Consider the following 19760-nt stretch of genomic DNA (forward strand, 5'->3'; position numbering starts at 1 on the left):
TGACAATATCCATAGCATGGCGGTCGGGACAATACGGAGGAGCGTTGGGATGAGCTCGATCAGTGAGACCGGTGTAGTCGCGGCGGTCGACAAGGAACTGTTCATCGGTGGCAAGTGGGTGCCCGCCGCGGGTGGGAAGACCTTCCCCGTTCTCGACCCCTCGACAGGCGAAGCCCTGTGCGAGGTGGCCGACGCGTCACCGGCGGACGGCGTCAGTGCACTCGACGCCGCCGTCGCCGCGCAGGCCGACTGGGCGAAGGTCGCGCCGCGCGAACGCGGTGAGATCCTGCGCCGCGCCTACGACCTGCTCGTCAAGCGTGCCGACGAGCTCGCGCTGCTGATGACCCTCGAGATGGGCAAGCCGCTCGCGGAGTCGAAGGGCGAGATCACCTACGCGGCCGAGTTCTTCCGCTGGTTCGCGGAGGAGGCCGTCCGCATCGACGGTGGTTACGCGGTCGCGCCGAACGGCGTCGGCCGGTTCTTGGTGACGAAACAGCCTGTCGGGCCCTCCTTGCTGATCACGCCGTGGAACTTCCCCATGGCGATGGGCACCCGCAAGATCGGCCCCGCGGTCGCGGCTGGCTGCACGATGGTGATCAAACCCGCGGCTCAGACCCCCCTTTCGATGTTGGCGCTCGCGGCGATCCTCGCCGAAGCGGGGCTGCCGGAAGGCGTGCTGAACGTGCTCACGACGTCGGACTCCGGCGGCGTGATGGAACCGCTCATCCGGGACGGCCGTGCCCGCAAGCTGTCCTTCACCGGCTCCACCGGTGTCGGGCGGAAGCTGCTGGAACAGTGCGCGGACAAGGTGCTCCGGACTTCGATGGAACTCGGCGGCAACGCTCCTTTCCTGGTCTTCGAAGACTCGGACCTCGACGCGGCCGTCGAAGGTGCGATGACCGCGAAGATGCGCAACATCGGCGAGGCCTGTACCGCCGCGAACCGCTTCTACGTGCAGCGAGGCATCGTCGACGAGTTCTCCCGTCGTCTCACCGAACGCATGGAGGCCCTGCCGATGGGCCGCGGCACCGAGGAAGGTGTCGTCGTCGGTCCGCTCATCGACAAAGCCGCGGTGGAGAAGGTCAGCAGCCTGGTCGCCGATGCCACCGAGCGTGGAGCGCGTGTTCTCACCGGTGGGTCCACTGTGGATGGTCCGGGTAACTTCTATCAGGCCACCGTGCTCACCGACGTGCCGAAGGATGCCCGGCTCGCCTCGGAAGAGATCTTCGGGCCGGTCGCCCCGATCACTCCGTTCGACAGCGAGGACGAAGCCATCGCCGCGGCGAACGACACCGAGTTCGGTCTCGTGTCCTACGTGTACACCTCCGATCTCAAACGGGCGTTGCGGGTTTCGGAACGGCTGGAGGCCGGCATGATCGGTCTCAACCAGGGCCTGGTCTCGAACCCGGCGGCACCGTTCGGCGGGATCAAGCAGTCGGGCCTCGGTCGTGAAGGCGGCAGTGTCGGTATCGACGAGTTCCTCGAGACCAAGTACATCGCGGTGGCCCTGTGACATCTCAAACTGCGACTTCTCAAGCGGTGACTTCTTATCGGATCGCGAGCATCCCGGGTGACGGGATCGGTGTCGACGTCACGGTCGAGGCCCGCAAGGTCCTCGACCGTGCGGCGGCCTCGCACGGTTTCTCCTTGTCCTGGACGGAGTTCGACTGGAGCTGCGAGCGGTACACCAAGACCGGCTCGATGATGCCGGAAGACGGTATCGAGCAGCTTTCCCGGTTCGACGGGATCTTCCTCGGTGCCGTCGGCTTTCCCGGTGTGCCGGACCATGTCTCGTTGTGGGGTCTCCTCATTCCGGTGCGGCGTGCGTTCTCCCAGTACGTCAATCTGCGGCCGGTCCGGCTGTTACCGGGAACCACGTCGGCGCTGGCAGGCCGGAGCGCCGACGAGCTGGAGATGGTGATCGTCCGCGAGAACTCCGAGGGCGAGTACTCGGCGATCGGTGGACGCCACAATCGTGGCCAGAGCAGCGAATTCGTCTTACAGGAATCGGTGTTCACGCGGGTGGGGGTGGAGCGGATCATCCGCTACGCCTTCGAACTGGCGAAGACCCGGACGGGGCGGGTCTGCTCGGCGACGAAGTCCAACGGGCTCATTCACTCGATGCCGTTCTGGGACGAGATCTTCCTGGAAATCGCTTCGGAATACCCGGACGTGCACGCCGAACAATGCCATGTCGACGCGCTCGCCGCGCGGATGGTGCAGGCGCCGGATCGTCTTGATGTCGTGGTCGGTTCCAATCTCTTCGGCGACATCCTGAGCGACCTGGCGGCGGCCGTGACGGGCGGGCTCGGAATGGCGCCATCGGGGAACATCAATCCGGCGGGTGACTTTCCTTCCATGTTCGAGGCGGTGCACGGTAGTGCTCCGGACATCGCCGGGCAGGGCATCGCGAATCCGGTGGCGCAGATCCTGGCGGGTGCGATGCTGCTCGACCATCTCGGGGAAACCGTGGCGGCACAAGAGATTCACGCTGCGGTGGAGAAGGTGCTCGAAGAGGGGGCGGTGAAGACCCCGGATCTCGGCGGGAAGTCCACCACCGCCGAACTCGGGTCCGCGGTGGTCGCCGCTCTATCTTGAACCATCGTCCTAGTCGCGTGTCAAGTCCCCTTGGTCGTGAGTGGGCAGGTCGTGGTGTTTTAGGTCCGTGAAGGCCTCCTTGACGGACTCAGAGTCCCTCAAAGTTCCCCTCAGTCGCCTTCACGTACTTCTGGGCGGCAAGGGGGCGACGGAACGCAGGCGGTTCAGGGGGCTCGTGAGTGGTAATGACGGTTCTAACCGTCATTACCACTCACGACTCTTTTTGTCGGTGCCCCGGTGCATAGTGTCGATCACCGAATTCGACGACCGGAGGAGCACGCCGATGTGCTGGCATTGCGACAATCCCGAGAAGAGCCGTGGCGACTACCTCGCCGACGAGGTCCGCCCGCTGATCCTGAAGCACGGCTGGATGGTGCAGACCGTCGAAGGCGGAGCGGCCCAGCCTGCCTTCGCGTATACGGTCGGGCTCACCGATGCCGGCTTGCCGGAACTGGTCGTCACCGGCCTGCGTGAGCGAAGATCGGGGCAGCTGCTGAACTTCTTCGCCCGGCAGATGGTCCGGTCGGAGCCGCCGGAACCGGGTGAGGTACTGCCCGCGACGGCGGAGTCGCCCGCGTTCGAGGTCGTGCAGCTCAGTACGCCGTCGGCGCATCTGTTCACCGCGGTCAACCTGTACGGCCACGATTTCCGTGCCCTGCAGCTGGTTTACCCGGACGAGCGCGGGAACTGGCCGTGGGAAAGGGATTTCCGCGGCGGGACGGGCGGGCAGCCGGTGCTGGGGGCGCGGGTCCGTGGCTGAATCACTATGGCACGGCGGGGGCTTCGCCCTCCCGCAGGCTGGTGCCCGGGGCCAGCCGCTGGACGGCGTCCTCCATATGGGCTTCCAGCAGCGCGAGCGCGGTCGTCTCGTCGCCCGCTCGCAGGGCCTCGATGATCCGGGTGTGTTCGGTGACCCGTTCTTCGACCCGCTGATAGGTCCCTTGCAACGCGGTGAGGCACATCCGGGTCTCGATGAGCAGGGTCCGTGCCATCCGCACGAGCCGTTTGCTGCCGGAGGCGGCGATCAGCGCCTCGTGGAAGCGGAGGTCCGCCCAGGAGAGCGCGGTCGGATCGTCATCGCCGGCGGCGACGGCCATGTCGGCGACGGCCTGTTCGAGTTCGGTGGCGACCTTCTCCCGGTCGCCGCGCAGCGCCCGGAGCATCGCGGCGCGTTCGATGGCCGAGCGCGCCGAGTAGATGTCGTAGACGTCGCCGGGTTCGAGGTCGATCACGAACAGCCCGCGGTGTCGCTCGCTGCGCAGGAGCCCTTCGGAGACGAGGTGCTGCATCGCCTCCCGCAAGGGCCCCCGCGAAACCTGGAACCGCGAGGCCAGATCGGTCTCACCGAGCTGGGTGCCGGGAGGCAGCGCGCCGGTCATGATCGCGTCGCGCAGCTGGCGCGCGATGATCCCGGCGGTCGACTCCCGGCTGACCGGCTCGATATCCGGCAAGGTCATGGTTCAGCTGCCTCTCTGGCCGAACAGCGCGCCCAGCGTGCGGACGAGCGGGGATTTCCCGATGAGCCGCAGGCCTTCCCAGACGGTGACCTGATTGGCGGTCAGCACCGGTTTGCCCAGGCGGAACTCGAGTGTGTTGATCTCGCCGAGCGTCCGCATGGCGGTGTCGGGGACGAGCAGTGCGTCGGCGTTCGCGTGGTCGCGGCTCAAGGCGAGTTCGACGACGGCCTCCGGGCTCAGCTCGCCGACCTCGGCGGCGGTGTCGATGTCCGCGCTGCCCATCGAGACCACTTCGATCCCGCCGGCACCGAGGAAGTCGACGAACAGCCGGGCGACGTCGTCCGGGTAGCTGGCGGCGACCGCGACCCGCCGGACACCGAGGGACTGCGCGGCGTGGACGAAGGCGAAGGAGGTGCTCGACGCCGGCACACCGGCGACGGCGGCCAGCCGGTCGGCCTGGTCCCGGGCGCCTTCCCAGCCGTAGACGAAGCTCCCGCTGGTGCAAGCCCACACCACCGCGTCCGGCTCGTGCTTGGCCAGTAGCGCGGCGCCGTCGGCGAGACGGCTTTCGCTGCCGAGGTCCAGGAGTTCGGGCACGGCGTGCAGGTCGGTGCCGTAGATGTGCTCGACCGGCAGCTTGATCCCGGCCATGTCCCCGCCGAGGAGCTGCTCGGCGAGGGGGTAGTCGTCCTCGGCGGCGTGATCGGGGTAGATGAACCCGATCGTGTGCGTCTTGGACGGCGGCTCGGGTGGGGTGGACGTGATGGGCACGGAACCTCCGGTGGCAGATTGTCGACAATCGTAGGGGAGGAGGTCAAGCGACCTCACGGAGCCACTTGCCCGGGCCGACGATCGGGAGGCGCATCCGCCGCAGACAGGCCCACATCGTGAGCTGGTTCGCGGTGAGGACCGGTTTGCCGAGCGCGGTTTCGAGTGGCTCGATCAGATCGTAGGTGGGGAGGTTGGTGCAGCTGACGAAGATGGCCTCCGCGTCGGCGTGGTCGGCGGCGAGGATGCGTTCGGCGATGGTGCGATAGCTGACCTTCCAGATGCCGCCACCCAGGCCGAGGTGGTCGCTCGAGACGGTCCGCACGCCGAGTTCGCCGAGGAAGTCGTGCAGCTTCGCGGTCAGGTCGCCGTCGTAGGGCGTCAGGACCGAGACGCGGTGCAGGTCCAGCTGGTGCAGGACCTCGGCCAGCGCCCCGGACGTGGTGACGGCGTCCGGCGCCCCGGCGTCGCAGATCGCCTTGGTCAAGGAGCGTTCGTAGTCCACACCGTTGACGAAACTGCCGGAGGTGCACAGATAGGCGACGACTTCGGGCTCCACATGGAGCACGTCTCTCGTGGCGGCGGCGAGGTGCCTGCTGTCACTGACGAGCTGGGCCATCTCCATGCTCACGGGCACCGGCTCGTACGGCGTCCGGGCCAGATGGAGGGAGACCTCCATCGGCACCCAGCGCCAGAGCTCGCGTTCCAGGGCGAGGTCGAACGGAGCGATGACACCGATGCCGCGCTGCGCCAACGGTCCTTCGAACTCCAGTAAGTCGAAATCCAAGTTTCAGCCTCCGGAAAACTTCTGCTGTCACAGTCCGGTGCTCCGGGGGTCGTTCCTCGGATTGTTGACAATCATACGAGTCACTTTTACGGTGTCAACGTGATCGGCTCGGAGACCCCGGTGCTTGCGGTGCTGTGCGGAGACGCACGCCCACCGGACATGCGCGCTATCGAAGCCGAAGCGGTGGTTCGTTACACCGACGAGGCCGGGTTGGCTGAAGCGTTGCCTGGAGCTGACGCGCTCTTCGTCTACGACTTCCTGTCGAACGCCGTTCCCGGTGCCTGGGCCGCGGCCGACAGGCTGCGCTGGCTGCACATTGCCAGCGCGGGTGTCGACCCCGTGCTCTTCCCCGGGCTGCAGGACAGCGATGTCGTGCTGACCAACTCGCGGGGGGTGTTCGACGGAGCGATCGCCGAGTACGTCCTCGGTGTGGTCCTCACCTTCGCCAAGGATTTCGTCCGTTCGTGGGAGTTGCAGCGGGACAGGCAGTGGCGGCACCGGGAAAGTGAACGGATCTCGGGTCGCCGGGTGCTCGTGGTCGGCACCGGGCCGATCGGCCGGTCGATCGCCCGGCTGCTGCGCGCGGCCGGGATGTCGGTGGCCGGCGTCGGCCGACGTCCTCGTGAGAACGATCCCGACTTCGGGGACGTGTACGCGTCCTCGGACCTGGCGCGACACCTTCCCGAGGCCGACTACGTCGTCGCCGTCGCGCCCCTGACCGAGCAGACGAAGGGCATGTTCGACGCCGAGACCTTCGCCGCGATGAAACCCGGCGCGCGGTTCGTCAACGTCGGCCGCGGCGAACTCGTGGTGACCTCCGACCTCGTCGGCGCGCTGCGGGACGGTCCGGTCGGTGGCGCGGCGCTCGACGTCTTCGACACCGAGCCGCTGCCCGCTGAAAGTCCTTTGTGGACGATGGAAAACGTGCTGATCTCCCCGCATATGTCGGGCGACTTCGTCGGCTGGCGTAATACTCTGGTAGAGGTGTTCGCGGACAACTTCCGTCGCTGGCGCGCGGGAGAGACGCTGCGCAACGTCGTGGACAAGCAGCTCGGGTATGTGCCGTCGGAGACGCTTCGCCAAGGTTAGGGGCCGGATGAACGACACCAAGTTGACCGCTAGCGAGCTCGTCGCGGCCTATGCCACCGGAGAGCTTTCGCCGGTCGAGGCCACGCAGAACGCGTTGCGTGTCATCGAGGAACGCGACGGTGAGACCAACGCCTACTGCCTGGTCGACCCCGATCGTGCACTCGAACAGGCGAAGGCGTCCGAAATCCGTTGGCGGGACGGGAACCCGATCGGCTGGCTCGACGGTGTCCCCGCCTCGATCAAGGACATGTTCCTGACACAGGGCTGGCCGACGCTGCGCGGTTCACGCTGCATCGACCCCGACCAGCCCTGGGACGTCGACAGCCCGGTCACCGCGCGCCTGCGCGAAAACGGCTTGGTGCTGCTGGGAAAGACCACGACGCCGGAACTCGCCTGGAAAGGCGTCACCGACAACACACTGACCGGGATCACCCGCAATCCGCACGACCCGAGGACGACGGCGGGCGGGTCCAGCGGGGGGAGCGCCGCGGCCGTCGCGGCCGGGATGGGCGAGCTCTCCGTCGGTACCGACGGCGGCGGCTCGATCCGGATTCCGGCCTCGTTCTGCGGAATCGTTGGTCTCAAGCCGACGCACGGCCGGATCCCGCTGTTCCCGGCGAGCCCGTTCGGCCCGCTGTCGCACGCCGGCCCGATGGCGCGTTCGGTGGACGACACCGCGCTGCTCCTCGACGTTCTCTCGATGCCCGACTACCGCGACCCCGCCGCGCTCGCTCCACCGTTCTCGACCTACCGCGAAGCCGTCCGCCGGGACGTGCGCGGGCTGAACGCCGCCTATTCGCCGACGCTCGGCTTCGTCGACGTCGACCCGGAGGTCGCGACGATCGTGAAATCCGCGGTCCAGTCGCTGGGTGACGCGGGCCTGCACATCGAAGAGACCGACCCCGGATTCGCCGACCCCAAACCCGCCTTCGACATCCTCTGGTCGACGGGTGCGGCCAAGTGGCTGGACACCTTCCCCGCGGGTTCGGACAAGAAGGTCGACCCCGGCCTGCGGAAGGTGTGGGAGTTCGGCAAGACCTTCTCCGCCAGCGACTACCTCGGCGCCAACGCCGAACGGGCCGCGCTGGGCATCCTGATGGGTGAGTTCCACACGCGCTACGACGTGCTGATCACGCCGACCGTCCCGATTCCCGCTTTCGAGGCCGGGTGCGAGGTCCCGCCGGGCAGTGGTCTGGACGGCTGGCCGGACTGGACGCCGTTCACCTACCCGTTCAACATGACCCAGCAGCCGGCCATCAGCGTCCCGGCGGGACGCACGTCCAGCGGCCTCCCGGTGGGCCTGCAGATCGTCGGCCCCCGGCACTCCGACGACCTGGTGCTCGCGGTCGCGAAGCTCCTCGAAGAGGTCCGTCCCTGGCCGTGACCTGCGGAAAGAGAGCAAGGGACCTTTGCTATCGCCGCGAGGTCAGGGCTGTGGAATGGGTGCGGGGTGGGTCTTCCGGACCAGGCCCCGCACCTGGGCGCTGCACAGGGCGAGGCAGGTGGCGGCCACGACCAGCGCGGCGCAGGCGAGCAGCGTCGTACTGACCCCGAAGTGCAGCGCGGCCGGTCCCGCCGCCATCTGGCCGAGTGGCAGGGCGATGAAGGAACCGAGCATGTCGTAGGAGTAGACGCGCGCGAGTTTGTCCTCGGGCACGTTCTCCTGCAGCGAGACGTCCCACGCCACCACGAACTGCTCGATCGCCATGCCGGAGACGAACATGGCCGCCAGCAGCAGAGGCAGCCAGGGCGCCTGGCCGAGCAGGATCAGCGGCGGCGCTTCGAAAAGGATCACCGCGACACCGATGAACAAAGCGCGCCGTGGTTGCCATCGAGCCACGAGGATCCCGCCGACGAGCGAGCCGATCGTCTGCGCGGCGAGGGCGAATCCCCAGCCGGACCGCCCGAAGGTCGAGTCGGCGACCAGCGGACCCAGCACCGCGATCCCGCCGGCGATGACGGCGTTCACCACCATGAACTGCACGACCACGACCCACACCCAGGTCCGCGAACGGAACTCCCGCCAGCCCTCGGCGAGTTCCGCCAGTGGGCGGCTGCCGGGGATCCGTTCCCGGCGGTCCAGGCGGATGCGCCGGTAGGACAGGGCGGAGCCGAGGAACAGCAACGCGTTCCCGCCCAGCGCCCAGCCCGGGCCGACCGCGGTGACGAGGATGCCGCCGAGCCCGGCGCCGGCGATCCGTCCGGTGTTCGAGAGCAGCCGCACCAGCGCGTTGGCCTGCGTCAGCAGGGTGGCGGGCACGGTCAAGGGGGTGATCGACGCCGCCGCGGGCAGGGAGATCGCGGACACCGCGCCGTTCATCACGCTCAGCCCGACCAGCAGCGGGATCGACGCGAATCCACAAAGGACGCTCGCCGCGATGGTCGCCTGGGTGAGCGTCGCGGCGAGTTCGGTGCCCTGCAAGATCACCGAGCGCGGCAGCCGGTCGGCCAGGACGCCGCCGAACAGCAACAGCAACACACTCGCCACCGACCGGGCGCCGACGACGATGCCGATGTCCACCGCCGAGCCGGTCAGGTCGATCACCGCGAACGCCAGCGCGAGCGGCGCCACCGCGTTGCCGAATTCGCCGAACGTCCGGCCGGCCGCGAGCCAGCGGAAACTGTGGTGGCGCAGAGGTGCGCGCAGCGTCGTCACGGCTTCGTCATCTCGAACATCGAGACCGTCGCGCTGACCGGGATCGTGCCCCGGGTGCGGGGCGGCCGCGCGGCCGCGTGCAGGAGCCTGCTCAGTTCGCGGGCGTGTTCGAGCGCCTGCTCCCAGGTCTCGCGATCGACCCACATCTCCGCGTCGGTCATCGAGCCGCGCGGGCCGACGGCGCGGGATTCGCTGCGGCGCTTGAGTTCTTCGGCCATCGTCGCGGCGAGAAGCTGCTCGTCCTGCGGATTCTTCGAGCCGAACCGCATGCCGGACTCCGGATCATGCCGGTACCGCTTCGCCATGCCACCCCGGATCCGGATCTCTTCGACGACGTCGAGCAGTCCGGCCTCGTGCAACCGTCGCAGGTGATAGCTGATATTCGCTTGTGTCTCACCGAGTTCGCGCGCGGCTTCGGCGGCACTCATCGCGGCACCGGTCAACAGCGACAGAATGCGCAGCCGCACGGGATGGGCGAGGACGCGCAGCCCGTCGAGACTGGGGGACTCGGACATGACGGCGAGTATCGGCTGCCGGGACGACGACCGTCAAACAGTTATTTGGGGGTATCGTTGGCTGGGAGATCCGGTGCAATGATCCGATGTCTGTGCTGTGCTGGGGGTATGCGTACGACGACATTGGGCAGGAGCGGCCTCGAAGTGTCGAGGATCGCCTTCGGCACCTGGCAGCTCGGCGGGGACTGGGGTTCGTTCGACGAGGACGCGGCGATCGCGGCCATCCGGCACGCCCGCGAACTCGGGGTCACCTTCTTCGACACCGCACAGGCCTACGGTTTCGGGAAGTCCGAGGCGATGCTCGGGAGAGCGTTGCGCGAAGAACTCAAGCGCGACCGAGAGAGTGTCGTCATCGCCACCAAGGGTGGTATCAAACCGCGTTCCGAGCGGCCGCGCGATTCCCGTCGTGAGTGGCTGGCCCAGGGGATCGAAGACAGTCTTCGTTTCCTCGACGTCGACTACATCGACCTCTACCAGATCCACTGGCCCGACCCTGATTCTCCGGCCGAGGAGACCGCCGGGATCCTGCAGGAGTTCGTCGACGCCGGAAAGATCCGGCACATCGGTGTCTCCAACTACGGCTCCGCGCAACTCGCCGAATTCGACAGGACGCGACCGGTCGAAACCCTGCAGCCGCCGTACCACCTGTTCCGCCGTCACATCGAAACCGAGCCGCTGCCGTATGCGCGGGAGAACGACGTCGGCGTGCTCGTGTACAGCCCGCTCGGCAGCGGCCTGCTGACCGGTTCCTTCACCCCGGACACGACGTTCGAGAAGACCGACTGGCGTTCGCGTTCGTCGGCGTTCACCGGTGAGAACTTCCGTCGCAACCTGGCCGTCGTCGACAAACTCGAGGATTTCGCCGCGGGTAAGGGGATCTCGGTCAGTCAGCTGGCGATCGCGTGGGTGCTGGCACAGCCGGGGGTTCACGTCGCCATCGTGGGTGCCCGGAAGGCGGCCCATATCGAAGCCAGTCTCGCCGCGGCCGACATCGAGCTGACAGCTGGCGACCTCGCGGAGATCGATCGGCTCACCGCCGACGCGGTCCCGGTGGCGGGCGCCAGCCCCGAGGGCATCGCCTAGGATCACGCGACACTAGAGCTTGAACTCGGTGCCATCGCCCGGAACCGACGCGCCGCCGTCGAGAACGGCGGCGTGCTCGGGCGAAGCAGGATCTACGACCGGGTTCGTGTTGTTCAGGTGCGTGTAGGCCCAGCGCGGGCCGGGCCGGATCTTCGCGAGGCTGCCGGTGATCGGTAGATGTCCCATCGCCAGTTGCGCGCCGTCCCCGACCTTGGCCCGGGTGGCGCCCGACATCTCGTCCGGCGCGAAGAAGGTCCCGTCCAGCAATACCAGACTCGCCCCGCCGGTGAACTCGTCGAACCCGTCCGGCCAGCTCTTCAGGCACGGCGCGTACACGAAGACACCGCCGGTCTGGAGATCCTCGATCCGGTAGGCCACCACCCATGGACCGTCCTCAGTGGACGAACGCGCGTACTTCGGCCGCTTGTCGCTCACCGGGAGCACGCTCACCCGCAGACCGTCGAGGGCGATCCCCGATGCCGGGAGCCAGTCCCAGCCGCCGTAGCCGTCGATGATCGACCGCGCCGGGAACTGATCCGAAAGTGCCCGCAGAACGGCGTCCGGCGCCCATACCGGGAGCCCGCCGGCCTCCCGCAACAGGAGCAGGCCGAGTGAATGGTCGAGTTCGGCGTCGGTGAGCAGCACGCCGCGCAGCGGGATCTCCCTGGGCCCCGGTCCGGCCCGCAGTGCCGGGGTGGCGAGGATCTGCGCGCGGATGTCGGGTGACGCGTTGAGCAGGTACCAGTTTTTGCCGTCCGCGCTCACCGCGACGCAGTCCTGTGTCCGCGGCGGGGCGTCCGATGTGCACAGTGCGCAGGCGCAGTTCCATTGCGGGAAGCCGCCGCCCGCCGCGGTTCCGAGCAGGACCACCCTCATCGTGGGGCAACCGTCTGCTTGCGCATCACCAGTTCGTCCGTTTTCGTTGGTGTGGCGAGAATGAGGTCGACGACGTCGCGCTGCGGCGACCGCGAGCACACGGGGTCCGTCGCCGCGGCATCGCCGGTGAGCTGGAACGCCTGGCAGCGGCAGCCACCGAAGTCGAGCGAGCGCCGGTCGCAGGTGCGGCAGGTGTCCGACATCCAGTCTTCGCCGCGATAGGCGTTGAAGGAACTGGATTCGTACCAGATCTTCGCCAGCGGCTCGTCCCGCACGTTGGCCAGGTCCAGTGTCTTGATCGCGGTCGACGCGGGACACGGCAGCACGTTCCCGTTCGGTGCCACGGTCAGTTGCCGCGCGCCCCAGCCGTACATGCACGGTTTCGGGTACTTCTCGTAGTAGTCGGCGACGACGTAGATGATCTCCATGCTGCCGCGCAGCCGCTCGGAGGCTGCGCGAACGATCGGCTCGGCCTCGTCGAGCTGGCTCCGGGTCGGCATCAGGGCGTCGCGGTTCTGCAGTGCCCAGCCGTAGTACTGCGTGTTGGCCAGTTCGAGCCGGTCCGCGCCCATTTCCTCGGCCAGGTCGATGATCCCGGCCAGCTGGTCGTGATTCTGCCGGTGCAGCACGACATTGACCGAAAGTGGCAGTCCCGTCTTCTTGATCAGCCCGGCGACGACCAGTTTCCGGTCGTGAGCCCGCGCACCCGCCAGCTTGTCGGCACGCTGCGCCGTCGCGCCCTGGACGGAGAGCTGGATATGCGCGATGCCGCGCTCGACCAGGTCGTCCAAACGGGACTCCGTCAGCCCGAGCCCGGACGTCACCAGGTTGACGTAGCAGCCCAGCTCGGTCGCGTGCTCGACCAGAACGGGCAGATCCGGCCGGGCGAGTGGTTCGCCGCCGGACATGTGCACCTGGAGCACGCCCAGTTCCCGTGCCTGGGTGAGCACGGACAGCCATTCCTCTGTGGACAGTTCGCCGTCGCGGGTGATCAGCTCGACCGGATTCGAGCAGTACGGGCAGTGCAGCGGGCAACGATGGGTCAGCTCGGCCAGCATGCCCAGCGGCGGTTCCGCGGTGGAGGTGTTCAGGTCCATTCGACGATCCGCCGATCTCCCAGCCGGGACAGGACTTCCAGGATCTCTTCCTCACGCACGCCGGCATAGCGTTCGCGCAGTGCGTTCGCGATCACCGAGACATCCGATGTGCCGTCGCAGAGTTCGAGGACGGCCGCCGCCGTCGGGTTCGGCACGAGCACACCTTCGGGGAACAGCAGGACATGCGTTTCCCTGGTCTTGTCATAAGTGAGCCGGACGCCGCGCCGTAGCCGCGGCACCGAACCGGTCGCGATGGTGGCCATCATCGCTCCTTGGCCGCGGCGTGCTCGATGGCGTCGAGCATCGACCAGAGCACGTCGGTTTTGAACGACAGCGCGGCGATCGCCTTCTCCTGCTGTTCGCGGGTGACGGCGTGCCGCACGACGATGTCGAGGGTGCCCTTGCCCTCGCCCGAAACCTTGTCGATCCGGTTGGTGAAATAGGCGAGGTCGTCGCGGGCGATCCACGAGTAGTTCGCGAGCATGTCGGCGACGCGTCGCTGCATGAGGTGGCCGGCGAACATCTCGGTCAGCCCGGAGGCGACGGCTTCGAGCCACGGTTTCGTGCGGGCGAAATTCACGTAGGCGTCGACGGCGAAACGGACACCGGGAGCGATGTGCCGCTGATCGAGAACCTCTTCGCGGTCGAGCCCGACGGCGGTGCACAACCGGAGCCACCGCTCGATTCCGCCGTCACCGGCTTTCGTGCCGTCGTGGTAGACGATGCGGTCCAGCCATTCCCGGCGGATTTCGGGAAGGGGGCAGTTGCTGATGATCGCCGCGTCCTTCTGCGGGAGCACGCACTGGTAGTACCAGCGGTTCGCGGCCCAGATCTTCAGTTCGTACTCGGACAGCCCGCCGTCGTGCATCCGGTGGTGGAACGGATGCGTTCCCCAGTACCGGTGGGAAAGCCCGCGCAGGGCCGCGATGAAGTCCGATGAGGACATCGGTGCGGCGGAAGGGGAAAGAGACACATGCGCCTCCAACGGCCGGGGTGCTCGCTGATCGGGACGGCGGCACGGTGATGGGGGAAACCGGCCCCCACCACCGGGTCGGTGATCAGTCCTCCATGCGGGCCGCGTAAGCGGTGACCTCCATGGGAGTTTCGTACTCGACGAAATCGGGAGTGGTCCATACCTCGATGGTTTCGATCATTTTCGGACTCCTCGGATCGCTGACCTTCATCCCCGGTTCGTCCACATGGAACGGACCGGGCCGAGCCCCGCCACCCTAGAAGCGGGCCGCCGATTCTGACCAGACGTAAGGACGAAGTTCCGAGGGCGTTTTGTAAAGGTTCCTACCTATGGCGGATCGCGCCGCCTCGATGGTCACGCTCGGCACACACAACGGTTAATGGTAAGCGCTTTCCATACCCCGACCAGTGGTGTCCGTTTCGTCCTCTGGTGTGTTTGTATCCAACTCGATGGATGTACCCCGACCACCCGTCCACCGCCGCCATCTCCAGCTCCAGGGGTGTAGCTAGTAGGAGGCGTTTCAAATGTCCTTACGTCGTACTCTCGCCACCACGTTCGCCGCCGCGACGGCCGTATCGATCGCGGCCGTTCCGGCGGCGGCCACCGAAACGCCGTCCATCCAGGCGATCAAGCAGATCGCGAGCGGGCTGAACCAGGCCTGGTCGATCGATTTCCTGCCCGACGGCACCGGCCTCTTCACGCAGAAGGACGCCAAGACGATCAGCAAGATCGACAAGGCGGGCAAGGTCACCACGGTCCAGACCATCCCCGGGGTGAGCGTCACCGTGGAGGCGGGCCTGCTCGGCATCGCCGTCTCGCCGAAGTACGCCACCGACCAGACGGTCTTCATCTACTACACGACCAGCTCCGACAACCGGATCGCCAAGCTGAAACTCGGGCAGGCACCGACGCCGATCGTCACCGGCATCCCGCGCGGTGCGCAGTACCACCACGGCGGGCGGATCAAATTCGGTCCTGACGGCTACCTCTACGCGGGCACCGGCGACGGCCAGAACGGCGCTAACGCGCAGAACAAGAACTCCCTCGGCGGCAAGGTCCTGCGGGTCACCACCGACGGCGCTGCCGCACCGGGCAACCCGTTCACCAGCCGCGTCTACTCCTACGGCCACCGCAACGTCCAGGGTCTGACCTGGGCGAACGGACAGCTGTACATCTCCGACATCGGAGCGAACAAGCTCGACGAGCTGAACAAGATCGACCCGGGCAAGAACTACGGCTGGCCGACGTGCGAAGGTCCGTGCAACACGGCCGGCATGACCAACCCGGTCAAGGCCTGGGCGACGTCGGCGGCGACGCCGAGCGGGCTGTCGTCCTACAAGGGGTCGCTGTACATGGCCTCGCTCAAGGGCGGCACCTACAAGCTCGACCTGAACGGCAACGGCGGAAAGCTCTGGACGAACATCGGCCGCACGCGCGACGCGGTCGCCGGTCCGGACGGCCAGCTGTACACGATCACTCCGAGCGGCCTCTACACCTCCGACGGCAGCTAGCCCCCTGCGCGTTTCGTCCTCTAGTTGCGGTGGTTCGACCCCGAACTACCGTAAGTAGAGGACGAAACGCGGGGAGGGTCAGCCGCGACCGACGGAGGCCGCCTGCTCGAGTTCGGCGAGCGCCGTGTCCAGGTGGACAAGAATGCGCTGCAGATGCGGCACGCTCCGGCGGCAGCCGGTGATGCCGAAGTCGAGGTTGTCCCCGTTGCTGGTCAGCGTGATGTTCAGCGCCTGCCCGTCGAGCAGCACCGACGCCGGATAGATGCCGTCGAGCGACGCGCCGTTCCAGTACATCTGCTTGCGCGGCCCCGGGACATTCGAGATCACCAGGTTGAACGGCGGTTTCGTGTTGTTCACGATGCCCGGGATCGGCGAGACGCCGAGCTGGGCGACGTTGATCCCGGACAGCAGCAGCGTCTGCAGCGGCGTCAGCTCCGAGAACAGCTTCTTGCCGTTGCGCATGGACGCGTTGATCGCCGCAAGCCGGGCGGCCGGATCGGGCAGGTCGGTGGCGAGGTTGCACAGCAGCGCGCCGATGTTGTTACCCGCCGCGTCGCCGCTGTCCTTACGCCGCAAGGAAACCGGGACCATCGCGGTCAGTGGCGCGTCGGGCAGTGCGCTCTGTTCGATCAGGTAGTCGCGCAGCGCTCCCGAGCACATCGCCAGGACGACGTCGTTGCGCGACACCCCGGCCGCGGTGGCCACCTTGCGGACGCGGTCCAGCGACCACGATTGCGCGGCGAAGCGGCGGGCCCCGCCGATCGGGACGTTGAACATCGTCTTCGGTGCCTGCGACGGCAGCGTGAGGCTGTGTTCTTGGAACGCCTCACGCGCCACCTTCACCGCGGCGGGCGCGATGCCGGCGAGCTGGTTGACCGTCTTGCCCATGGTCTGGAACACCGAGGGGGACGCCTTGCCGTTGCGGCCGCCGTCCGGTTTGGGCCGGGAGCCCCACGGCGGCGGGCAGTCGAGGTCGCCGGGGTCGTCCGACAGCGTGCCCTGGAGGTGCCGCAGCGCCGAAACGCCGTCCATGAGCGCGTGGTGGATCTTGCTGTAGATCGCGAACCGGCCGTCCTGGAGGCCCTCCACCAGGTGGATCTCCCACAGCGGACGGTGCCTGTCGAGCAGGGTGCTGTGCCACCGTCCGGTCAGTTCGAGCAGTTCGCGGATCCGGCCGGGCTGGGGTAGCGCCGAATGACGAAAGTGGTAATCGAGTTCGAGTTCGGAATCGTTGGCCCAGGCGATATGTCCCGCGGTGCCCACCGGCCTCGCCGGGCGACGGCGGAACACCGAGCGCATGTTGTCGGAATCGAGCAGTTTCCGGCGGATGTCACGCAGGTAGTCGGGTCCGGCGTCCTCGGGTTTCTTGAACAGTTGCAGTCCGCCGACGTGCATCGGATGTTCGCGCGTCTCCACGAGAAGGAACATCGAGTCGGTCACAGGCATCAACGGCATCGTGGGACCACCTTCCGCGCGGCGGCGTGCGAGCACGCCGGGTGCGAGAGTCTACGCACACCGCAACCACCTTCTCACGCTTTAGGGTGACTGACATGACGATCCCGACCGATCCGAAGACGGGCGAGTTCCGTCGGTCCGCCAACCATTTCGACGCGCGCATCACCGCCGACGGCCGCGACGGCTGGCTGGTCGAGGCGGGAAGATACCGCTTGGTGGTCAGCCGGGCGTGTCCCTGGGCGAGCCGGGGCCTGGTCGTCCGGCGGTTGCTCGGCCTGGAGGCGTCCCTGAGCGTGGCGGTGGCCGACCCCATCCAGGACGACAAGAGCTGGCGGTTCACCCTCGATCCCGATGGCCGGGATCCGGTGCTCGGCATCGGGTACCTGGCCGAGGCGTACCACGCCGCGGACCCGCACTACATGGGCGGGATCAGCGTCCCGGCCATTGTGGACATTCCGAGCAAGCGGCTGGTGAGCAACGACTATCCACAGATCACCCTCGATTTTTCCACCGAATGGACCAGTCTCCACCGGGCCGGCGCGCCCGACCTCTATCCCGAGCGGCTGCGTGACGAGATCGACGTCGTCAACGCGGGCATCTTCGCCGACGTCAACGCCGCCGTGTACCAAGCCGGGTTCGCGACTAAACAGTCCGCGTACGACGACGCCTATACCCGGCTCTTCGCCATGCTGGACGCGCTTTCCGACCGGCTCGAAAAGCAGCGCTACCTCGTCGGCGACACGATCACCGAAGCGGACATCCGGTTGTTCACCACGCTCGTCCGGTTCGACGCGGTCTATCACGGGCATTTCAAGTGCAACCGGCACAAACTGGCCGAAATGCCGGTGTTGTGGGCCTATTCCCGGGATCTCTTCCAAACGCCGGGCTTCGGTGACACGGTCGATTTCGACCACATCAAACGGCACTACTACGAGGTCCACGAGCAGGTGAACCCGACGCGGATCGTGCCCCGCGGGCCGGACCTGTCCGGCTGGACCACGCCGCACCACCGGGACCAGCTGGGCGGACGCCCGTTCGGCGACGGCACGCCGCCGGGACCCCCGCCCGACGACGAACGGAGTTCGCATGGACCGGCTGCCTGAACACGCCGACGTCGTCGTGATCGGCGGCGGCATCATCGGGGTCAGCTGCGCGTACCGGCTCGCCGCCGCCGGAGCCGCGGTACTGCTGCTCGAACGGGACGTCCTCGGCGGCGGGTCGACGGCGAAGGCGGCCGGCGGGATCCGGTCGTCGTTCACCAGCCGGGTCAACATCGAGATCGGGCTGCGCGGGCTGGCCGAGTACGCCTCCTTCGCCGAGACCTACGGCACCGAGATCGACTTTCGCCGCGACGGCTACCTGTACCTGATCACCGACCCGGCGGACCTGCCGGAATTCGAGCGCTGCGTGGCGCTGCAGAACTCCTACGGCGTCCGCAGCAGACTCGTCGAGCCGGGTGAGGCGCGGCGGTTCTCCCCGCTGATCGAGACCGAAGGGGTGGTCGCGGCGCTCTGGTCGCCGGACGACGCCAAGGCCACCCCGGACTCCGCGGTCCAGGGCTACGCGCGGGCCGCCCGCGGGCACGGCGCGGTGCTCCGGACCGGCGTCGAGGTCGTCGGGATCGAGCGCGACGGCGACGAGATCACCGGCGTCCGGACCGGCGAAGGGCTCGTGCGGACGACGTCCGTGGTGTGCGCGGCGGGCGCCTGGTCGGGACGGATCGGCGAGTTCGCCGGCGTCGACCTGCCGGTGCGGCCGTTCCGGCGGCAGGTCGTGTTCACCGGGCCGATCCCGGGGCTGCCCGCGTCGGTGCCGCTGACCATCGAGATGCCGTCGGCCTTCTACTTCCACCGCGAGGGCCTGGGCCTGGCGATGTCCTTTTGCGACGGCGACGGCGACCCAGGCTTCGACACCCGGTACCGGCCGGGTGACTGGCTGCCGAAACTGGCCGAGATCGCCGCGCGGCGGGTGCCCGCGGTACTCGACGCGGGGATCCGCAGCGGCTGGGCCGGGTTGTACGAAGTCACCCCCGACCGCAACCAGATCGTGGGGGAAAGCGTCCAGGTGTCGAGGTTCTTCTACGCGACCGGATTCTCGGGACACGGGTTCCAGATGGGTCCGGCCGTGGGGGAGCTCGTGCGGGACCTGTACCTGGGCCGGGTCCCGGCCATCGACATCACCGAGCTCGACGTCCGGCGGTTCGCTGACGACCGGGCGGTCACGAAGGAGCACAACATTGTCTGAGGGGTTCGTCGAGATCACCACCGAGGCGGAGCTGCGCGAGATCCTGCCGCCGCCGCTGGAACGGACCGCGAACAAGGCGCGGCCGAAGCTGCACGGGATGGACCGGGAGTGGCTGGCGGCGTCGCCGTTCGTGCTGATCGCGACGTCGGCGGCGGACGGTACCTGCGACGTCTCGCCGAAGGGCGACCCGGCGGGGTTCACGCTGGTCCTGGGCGACACGCGGATCGCGATCCCGGAACGCCCGGGCAACCGGCGCGCGGACGGGTTCCGGAACGTGCTGTCGAATCCGCACGTCGGGCTGATCTACCTCATCCCGGGGCGCGGCGACACGCTGCGGATCAACGGACGGGCGCGGCTGGTGCGGGAGGCGCCCTTCTTCGACGACATGATCGTGAAGGGGAACCGGCCGAAGCTCGCGCTGGTGGTCGACATCGACGAGGTCTTCCATCACTGCCAGAAGGCTTTCATGCGGTCGAAGCTCTGGGCGCCCGAATCCTGGGCACCCGAGGCCATGCCGTCGCGGGCGGAGATCTCCCGGACCTTCGAACGGCCGGACGACAGCATCGCGGTCCTCGAGGAGTACTACGATCCCGCCAACTACTCGGCTGGTCTGTACAAGTAGCGCGATGGTTGCTGGATCGTTGAACGATC

Annotated in this window: 21 protein-coding genes; 10 read left to right on the plus strand and 11 right to left on the minus strand. The window is 67.6% G+C overall.

Going from position 1 to position 19760, the window contains the following annotated elements; genetic code table 11:
* The first annotated feature begins 49 nt into the window (after positions 1 to 49).
* The 3 genes from ACLJRL_RS00580 (at position 50) to ACLJRL_RS00590 (ending at position 3358) form a co-directional block, all read left to right on the plus strand.
* On the plus strand, positions 50 to 1513 hold the full coding sequence (locus ACLJRL_RS00580) for an NAD-dependent succinate-semialdehyde dehydrogenase (protein ID WP_410653980.1): 1464 nt from the start codon (positions 50 to 52) through the stop codon (positions 1511 to 1513).
* A gap of 26 nt (positions 1514 to 1539) precedes the next feature.
* Positions 1540 to 2598 carry a tartrate dehydrogenase gene (locus tag ACLJRL_RS00585; RefSeq protein WP_410653981.1) on the plus strand — a complete coding sequence of 353 codons (1059 nt, stop codon included), beginning with the start codon at positions 1540 to 1542 and terminating at the stop codon, positions 2596 to 2598.
* 283 nt (positions 2599 to 2881) lie between these two features.
* Positions 2882 to 3358, plus strand: coding sequence for a DUF4262 domain-containing protein (locus ACLJRL_RS00590; protein WP_410653982.1), 477 nt, complete (start codon positions 2882 to 2884; stop codon positions 3356 to 3358).
* A gap of 4 nt (positions 3359 to 3362) precedes the next feature.
* Here the strand turns inward: ACLJRL_RS00590 and ACLJRL_RS00595 are convergent, their stop codons facing one another.
* From ACLJRL_RS00595 to ACLJRL_RS00605, 3 genes are read right to left on the minus strand one after another with little or no spacing between them, the layout of a single operon-like run.
* A complete protein-coding gene (locus ACLJRL_RS00595) occupies positions 3363 to 4055 on the minus strand; it encodes a GntR family transcriptional regulator (RefSeq protein ID WP_410653983.1) in 693 nt (230 codons plus the stop codon).
* 3 nt (positions 4056 to 4058) lie between these two features.
* Positions 4059 to 4826, minus strand: coding sequence for a maleate cis-trans isomerase (locus ACLJRL_RS00600; RefSeq protein ID WP_410653984.1), 768 nt, complete (start codon positions 4824 to 4826; stop codon positions 4059 to 4061).
* Between the two features lie 43 nt (positions 4827 to 4869).
* Positions 4870 to 5610, minus strand: coding sequence for an Asp/Glu/hydantoin racemase (locus tag ACLJRL_RS00605; RefSeq protein ID WP_410653985.1), 741 nt, complete (start codon positions 5608 to 5610; stop codon positions 4870 to 4872).
* 99 nt (positions 5611 to 5709) lie between these two features.
* Between ACLJRL_RS00605 and ACLJRL_RS00610 the strand changes: the two genes are divergently transcribed.
* Both ACLJRL_RS00610 and ACLJRL_RS00615 read left to right on the plus strand, forming a co-directional pair.
* Positions 5710 to 6699: a D-2-hydroxyacid dehydrogenase gene (locus ACLJRL_RS00610; protein WP_410653986.1), complete on the plus strand. Its 990-nt coding sequence runs from the start codon at positions 5710 to 5712 to the stop codon at positions 6697 to 6699.
* Positions 6700 to 6706: 7 nt separating this feature from the next.
* On the plus strand, positions 6707 to 8083 hold the full coding sequence (locus ACLJRL_RS00615; protein WP_410653987.1) for an amidase: 1377 nt from the start codon (positions 6707 to 6709) through the stop codon (positions 8081 to 8083).
* 42 nt (positions 8084 to 8125) lie between these two features.
* Here the strand turns inward: ACLJRL_RS00615 and ACLJRL_RS00620 are convergent, their stop codons facing one another.
* Both ACLJRL_RS00620 and ACLJRL_RS00625 read right to left on the minus strand, forming a co-directional pair.
* Positions 8126 to 9355 carry an MFS transporter gene (locus ACLJRL_RS00620; protein ID WP_410653988.1) on the minus strand — a complete coding sequence of 410 codons (1230 nt, stop codon included), beginning with the start codon at positions 9353 to 9355 and terminating at the stop codon, positions 8126 to 8128.
* Complete coding sequence (locus ACLJRL_RS00625; RefSeq protein ID WP_410653989.1) at positions 9352 to 9870, minus strand: helix-turn-helix domain-containing protein; 519 nt, start codon at positions 9868 to 9870, stop codon at positions 9352 to 9354. The genes ACLJRL_RS00620 and ACLJRL_RS00625 overlap by 4 nt, the downstream gene beginning before the upstream one ends.
* 108 nt (positions 9871 to 9978) lie before the next feature.
* On the opposite strand from ACLJRL_RS00625, the gene ACLJRL_RS00630 reads away from it, so the two are divergent.
* Positions 9979 to 10953 carry an aldo/keto reductase gene (locus tag ACLJRL_RS00630; protein ID WP_410653990.1) on the plus strand — a complete coding sequence of 325 codons (975 nt, stop codon included), beginning with the start codon at positions 9979 to 9981 and terminating at the stop codon, positions 10951 to 10953.
* Between the two features lie 12 nt (positions 10954 to 10965).
* Here ACLJRL_RS00630 and pqqB read toward each other — a convergent pair whose 3' ends face one another.
* The 5 genes from pqqB to pqqA all read right to left on the minus strand — a co-directional run bounded on the left by pqqB (position 10966) and on the right by pqqA (position 14080).
* Complete coding sequence (gene pqqB, locus ACLJRL_RS00635) at positions 10966 to 11829, minus strand: pyrroloquinoline quinone biosynthesis protein PqqB (protein WP_410653991.1); 864 nt, start codon at positions 11827 to 11829, stop codon at positions 10966 to 10968.
* Positions 11826 to 12926, minus strand: coding sequence for a pyrroloquinoline quinone biosynthesis protein PqqE (gene pqqE / locus ACLJRL_RS00640; protein WP_410653992.1), 1101 nt, complete (start codon positions 12924 to 12926; stop codon positions 11826 to 11828). Before pqqE ends, pqqB begins: the two co-directional genes overlap by 4 nt.
* A complete protein-coding gene (gene pqqD, locus ACLJRL_RS00645) occupies positions 12917 to 13189 on the minus strand; it encodes a pyrroloquinoline quinone biosynthesis peptide chaperone PqqD (protein WP_410653993.1) in 273 nt (90 codons plus the stop codon). Before pqqD ends, pqqE begins: the two co-directional genes overlap by 10 nt.
* Positions 13189 to 13872: a pyrroloquinoline-quinone synthase PqqC gene (pqqC, locus tag ACLJRL_RS00650; RefSeq protein ID WP_410653994.1), complete on the minus strand. Its 684-nt coding sequence runs from the start codon at positions 13870 to 13872 to the stop codon at positions 13189 to 13191. Before pqqC ends, pqqD begins: the two co-directional genes overlap by 1 nt.
* 112 nt (positions 13873 to 13984) lie before the next feature.
* Positions 13985 to 14080 carry a pyrroloquinoline quinone precursor peptide PqqA gene (gene pqqA / locus ACLJRL_RS00655; RefSeq protein ID WP_007033797.1) on the minus strand — a complete coding sequence of 32 codons (96 nt, stop codon included), beginning with the start codon at positions 14078 to 14080 and terminating at the stop codon, positions 13985 to 13987.
* Between the two features lie 343 nt (positions 14081 to 14423).
* On the opposite strand from pqqA, the gene ACLJRL_RS00660 reads away from it, so the two are divergent.
* Positions 14424 to 15410, plus strand: a complete 987-nt coding sequence (locus ACLJRL_RS00660; protein ID WP_410653995.1) for a PQQ-dependent sugar dehydrogenase — start codon at positions 14424 to 14426, stop codon at positions 15408 to 15410.
* A 78-nt stretch (positions 15411 to 15488) separates the two neighbouring features.
* On the opposite strand, the gene ACLJRL_RS00665 is transcribed toward ACLJRL_RS00660, so the two are convergent.
* Positions 15489 to 16865, minus strand: coding sequence for a WS/DGAT/MGAT family O-acyltransferase (locus ACLJRL_RS00665; protein ID WP_410653996.1), 1377 nt, complete (start codon positions 16863 to 16865; stop codon positions 15489 to 15491).
* A gap of 95 nt (positions 16866 to 16960) precedes the next feature.
* Here ACLJRL_RS00665 and ACLJRL_RS00670 point away from each other — a divergent pair, with 95 nt between their 5' ends.
* The 3 genes from ACLJRL_RS00670 to ACLJRL_RS00680 are packed head-to-tail and all read left to right on the plus strand — an operon-like array spanning position 16961 to position 19731.
* Positions 16961 to 17968 (plus strand): glutathione S-transferase family protein, encoded by a 1008-nt coding sequence (locus ACLJRL_RS00670; protein ID WP_410653997.1) that lies wholly within the window; start codon positions 16961 to 16963, stop codon positions 17966 to 17968.
* On the plus strand, positions 17952 to 19109 hold the full coding sequence (locus ACLJRL_RS00675) for an NAD(P)/FAD-dependent oxidoreductase (protein WP_410653998.1): 1158 nt from the start codon (positions 17952 to 17954) through the stop codon (positions 19107 to 19109). The genes ACLJRL_RS00670 and ACLJRL_RS00675 overlap by 17 nt, the downstream gene beginning before the upstream one ends.
* Entirely contained in the window at positions 19102 to 19731 is a 630-nt protein-coding gene (locus tag ACLJRL_RS00680; protein ID WP_410653999.1) for a pyridoxamine 5'-phosphate oxidase family protein, read from the plus strand. The genes ACLJRL_RS00675 and ACLJRL_RS00680 overlap by 8 nt, the downstream gene beginning before the upstream one ends.
* The last annotated feature ends 29 nt before the right edge of the window (positions 19732 to 19760 follow it).

The sequence above is a fragment of the Amycolatopsis sp. lyj-112 genome (assembly GCF_046549055.1).
Taxonomy (GTDB): Bacteria; Actinomycetota; Actinomycetes; order Mycobacteriales; family Pseudonocardiaceae; genus Amycolatopsis.